Source organism: Chryseobacterium contaminans, assembly GCF_001684955.1.
GTDB classification, from domain to species: domain Bacteria; phylum Bacteroidota; class Bacteroidia; order Flavobacteriales; family Weeksellaceae; genus Chryseobacterium; species Chryseobacterium contaminans.
Genome location: NZ_MAYF01000145.1, coordinates 1 through 4405, shown reverse-complemented (window position 1 = coordinate 4405; position 4405 = coordinate 1). Strand labels below are relative to the sequence as shown.

Genomic DNA, 4405 nt, shown 5'->3' with positions numbered 1-4405 from the left:
TAAAATTCCTGAAATCCATAGAATGCTGGTTTGTGTTTGAAAGGGCAAAGGTATTAATAATGAAAATAAACTCTATGTTAATTAATGGATAAATTAATTTTAAAAGTAAGCATTGAATAGTTTTTTTGCTTATCTTTAAGAGTGTAAATTTTTGATTATCAAAAACTTTTAACGGTGAGAGCCAATAGTTGCATGTGTTTCATTCAATAAAAAAAATCACACATGAAAAAGACGTTTTCTGATGAAGATCTGATCAAGAATCTGAGTTTATATTATATGAACGGGCATTTGAAAAAAAAGCCTATAGAAAAGTATCACCGTACCATAGATGAATCCCAGCTTCATGATCGTGAAAAATACCGAAAAAAGTCAGAGATTCTTCTGCTTAATTCTTTTATGCATCATTTTCCTGATGTAAAATTTGAAAACTTTACCTGTGAAAGTCCGGACTTTATCGCCAAACTGAACGGCAAAAAAATCGGAATAGAACTTACCGAAGTGATCAATCATCTGGAAATGAAGAAAGTGGAAAGTACTTTGAATAAAATGTTCCGCCAGGCAGAAATATTATTAGAACAGGAAGACACTACGAAATATCGTGGTGTTTATTTTTTAGAATTCCACCCAAATATAAAATTTGATAATCTGGAAGAGCAGGAAGAAAATATTATCAATATTTATAAAAGCATTAAAAAAAATAAAGGGATAGGTTGTGTGAAAAGAGTAAGGAAGTCTTTTCATCGCAGAAATGTTTTTATCACACATGAATATAACATGAATCTTTTTGATGAACTCTGCTCAGAGAAAATTCTGGATCTTATTGAGAAAAAGAACGAAAAATTCCCTTATTATGATACTTCAGTGGATGAATGCTGGCTGGTAATTGTTTCTGATATGAACTCTATTGCATCAAGATATACATTCATCCAGGATAAAGAACATCTGAAAGAAGTGAAAAGTCCTTTCCATAAGATCTTTCATCTTGAAAACCTATGTGGAAATATTACAAGTATAAAATAACAGATTTGTATATTGATTTTTTAATCAATGTTGGTTTTTGTTTTAGATATTATAAAATATATTGCTTTTTGTTGTTTGTAATTAAATAATAGGTATATTTGGTATACGTTGGGTATTAATCTGACTCAAAAGGACTTAACCATAAAAACAAATATATCTATGAGAAAAATTTTACTATTTACCCTTTTATACATTTCCCATTTCTTATATTCTCAGCAAGATTGCGCTACGGCGCTGGCTGTTTGTGGAAATTCGAATCTTACTTACAGCCCTTCAGGATATGGTAATATTAAAGAAATGGTAAACTCCGGAACTTGTATAGATACATCCGGAGAACATAATTCCATCTGGTATAAAATTACTATTGCTACAGCAGGTACCCTTACTTTTAATCTGGTTCCCAATAATCCCGATGCAGATTATGACTGGGCTATTTTCGGGCCTAATGTTAGTTGTGGAAGTTTGGGGGCTGCCATACGCTGTAATGCTGCAACAGTGATTGGAGTAGGGGCAGCTACCGGATTAAACATGACCAGTACTATTACAAATGCGATCGGAGGTTCCACCACTCCTTATTGCCGGTATCTGAATGTTTTGCCGGGAGAAACTTACTACTTATTCATTGATAACTGGGTGAGCAGTACGAGCAGTACAACAGCTCCTTTTTCTTTGACATGGGGAGGAACCGCTACTTTGGCATCTCCATTTACAGATCCTACTATCCAGCCTAATCCTTTTATGCCACCAGGAATCCCGGCTGCTAATCCTGCAGATCCAAGAGAAGTTATTATCTGTGGAAACCCTGTTATATTTGATTTTACTACTTTATCAGCAGGTATTGTTAATGGAAATCCTGGCTTTAGTGTAAGTTATCATACCAGTGCTAATGATGCATTAACAGTGAATAATCCTATTACTGCCCCTACACTAGTAAACACTACAACAGTCTACTATTACAGTATAAGTTATACAGATCCGGCCAACCCCAACAGCCCGCTTAACAGATGTAAGCAGACAGGAACATTTAAATTTAAGGATGGATCTATTACCGTAAAAAATGCAACATTAATAGAGTGTAACAACAATAATGCAGGCACGGCTCTTTTTGATTTGACAACTGCTGATGTTACAGCCGCTACTGGTACTTCAAAAAAATATTATAGCAGCATGTTTGATCTTAATGCCGGAGTTAACGAGATTACCAATCCGCATGCATTTATTTCTGCTGAAGGAGACGTTTATGTAAAAGTGATTTCCGAATATGGATGCAGTGCTGTTACAAAAATTACATTAAAATTTCACCCTGTAGTAGTTGTACATGAAGCTACGCTTACAGAATGTTTTTTAGAATCCAATCCGAGTACCGGATCTTTTAATTTGGCAAACGCTCCGGTAACTACGCCGGATAATACTAAACAATACTATCCATCTGAAGCAGATGCCATCAGTCAAACCAATGAAATCCTTAATCCAATGACTTATATTGCTCCTAGTGGAGTGGTATATATCAGGGTTACCAATAGCAGAGGTTGTTACGCAGTTGTCAAAGTTACTTTAATAGTTACCCCGCCAAAATATTCTGGTGTACTTAAGGACAAAACAATATGCATGGAAAATAAAACCATATTGGATGCAGGGCCAGGGTTCAAAAGCTATCAGTGGAGTACTGGTGAAACTACTCAAACTGTTACAGTAGGTGTTGGTGTGTATTGGGTAAAACTTAAAACCGGAGAGTGTTTTACTACACAGACAGTAAAGGTAATGCCTTCTGAACTGCCCGTTATTTCAGATATTGAGATTGGTAATAATACTGTAACGGTATCTGTAATAGGAGGTACACCACCTTATAAATATTCTCTGGACAATATTGTATGGCAGGATTCCAATGTTTTCACCAATCTTCCAAGAGGAGAGTATAAAATTTATGTGAAAGATGATTATAATTGTACTCCTATAAAAGTTGAAATTGTTGTTCCCAATCTGGTTAATGTTATCACCCCAAATGCTGATGGTGTGAATGATGTAATTGATTATTCTGCATTATCCGGTAAACAAAATCTTGTGATTAATATTTTTGACAGATATGGAACCAAGATTCATCAGGCTGATAAGCTTAACGGCTATAAGTGGGACGGAACCGTGAGCGGAAGAAGAGTTCCTACCGGAACCTATTGGTATTCTGTATTATGGAATGAGAATAATACAAAGAATACACCAGTTAAATTTACTGGCTGGGTGTTGGTTAAAAACCGGGAATAATGATATATTGTAAATAAAATACATAGATAAAACCACTTCGGAAGAGGTGGTTTTTATGTTTGAATTTTTTACATTAGTTCTCAAAATAGAAAACATGAAAGATCTGCTTGTAAAACGCTTTGAGTATTATAAATCCCTTGGAGATAAGTCATTTAGTCAGTTGTCTGATGAGCAGATTTTCTGGCAGTACAATGAAGAAAGTAATTCTATCGCAGTTATAGTGCATCATATTGCAGGGAATATGCTTTCGAGATGGACTAATTTCCTTACTGAAGATGGTGAGAAATCCTGGCGTAACCGGGATGAAGAATTTGTAAATACTTTTAAAACCAAAGATGAGGTTCTCGAATTCTGGGAAAAAGGATGGAAATGTTTTTTTGATGCGTTAGATCAGATCAATGACGAAAATCTTTATTCAACCATTTATATCAGAGGAGAGGCGCATTCTGTTATTGATGCTGTTTTCAGACAACTTGCTCATTATCCATATCATATTGGGCAGATCATTTATATAGCAAAAATGATGAAAAATGAAGATTGGAAAACACTTTCTATTGCCAGAAATAAATCTCAGGAGTTCAATACTGAAATGAAAAACAAATTTTCCAAAGAAGAGCCGGATACTCCTTCTTCCCCTGTATGTTTCCAAAACAGCCCGGAAGTAAGAGATGAATATAAACAATAGACTGAATCAATCTTGGATTATTATTAAAATTACTATCTTTGCACCCATAAAATTCAGAAGTAACACATGTCTGCTTTTCAAAGAACTGCCGCGTATCATACACTTGGCTGCAAATTAAACTTTGCAGAAACATCTACTATTGCCCGTCAATTAACAGATGCAGGTTATGAGAAGGTGAGCTTTGATGAAAAGGCAAATGTGTATGTGATCAATACATGTTCAGTAACTGAAAATGCAGATCGTGAATGTAAACTTCACGTAAAAAGAGCAATGAAAGCCAACCCTGATGGATTGGTGGTTATTGTTGGATGTTATGCCCAGCTGAAACCTGAAGAAATTTCACAGATTGAAGGAGTAGACCTTGTTTTAGGAGCTAAAGAAAAATTTAATATTCTGAGCTACCTTGATGATTTGGAAAAATCAGATAACGAGGGAATTGTT

At 35.0% G+C, this 4405-nt stretch carries 3 protein-coding genes and 1 pseudogene; all 4 read left to right on the top strand.

The genetic code is table 11. The features are described 5' to 3' along the window. Nucleotides 1-222: 222 nt before the first annotated feature. Nucleotides 223-1020, top strand: a complete 798-nt coding sequence (locus BBH99_RS09860; RefSeq protein WP_066695071.1) for a hypothetical protein — start codon at nucleotides 223-225, stop codon at nucleotides 1018-1020. A gap of 159 nt (nucleotides 1021-1179) precedes the next feature. Next, complete coding sequence (locus BBH99_RS09855; RefSeq protein ID WP_066695073.1) at nucleotides 1180-3279, top strand: T9SS type B sorting domain-containing protein; 2100 nt, start codon at nucleotides 1180-1182, stop codon at nucleotides 3277-3279. 94 nt (nucleotides 3280-3373) lie between these two features. Then, nucleotides 3374-3964 carry a DUF1572 domain-containing protein gene (locus tag BBH99_RS09850; RefSeq protein WP_066695070.1) on the top strand — a complete coding sequence of 197 codons (591 nt, stop codon included), beginning with the start codon at nucleotides 3374-3376 and terminating at the stop codon, nucleotides 3962-3964. 66 nt (nucleotides 3965-4030) lie between these two features. Next, a pseudogene (locus BBH99_RS09845) lies at nucleotides 4031-4405 on the top strand (tRNA (N(6)-L-threonylcarbamoyladenosine(37)-C(2))-methylthiotransferase MtaB); the annotation flags it as partial.